Raw genomic sequence first — 208 nt, forward strand, 5'->3', positions numbered from 1 at the left:
GTCTACACCTGACCGAAAGGCCCTCGTGCCCCACCGTAATGCACCCCTGACCGAAACCGGACGGCTGCGCCTGGCCCGCTGCGTCGTGGACGACGGCTGGCCGCTGCGGCGGGCCGCGGAACGGTTCCAGGTCTCCCCGACCACGGCCCAGCGGTGGGCCAGCCGCTACCGGCAGCTCGGCGAGGCAGGCATGCGCGACCGCTCGTCC

1 protein-coding gene is annotated in these 208 nt (G+C 73.6%); it reads left to right on the top strand.

Going from position 1 to position 208, the window contains the following annotated elements:
• Positions 1-25 precede the first annotated feature (25 nt).
• A partial coding sequence (locus ESG85_RS00210) for a helix-turn-helix domain-containing protein (RefSeq protein WP_164986122.1) occupies positions 26-208 on the top strand: 183 nt, incomplete at its 3' end.

It is taken from the genome of Streptomyces roseicoloratus, from assembly GCF_004117935.1.
GTDB classification, from domain to species: domain Bacteria; phylum Actinomycetota; class Actinomycetes; order Streptomycetales; family Streptomycetaceae; genus Streptomyces; species Streptomyces roseicoloratus.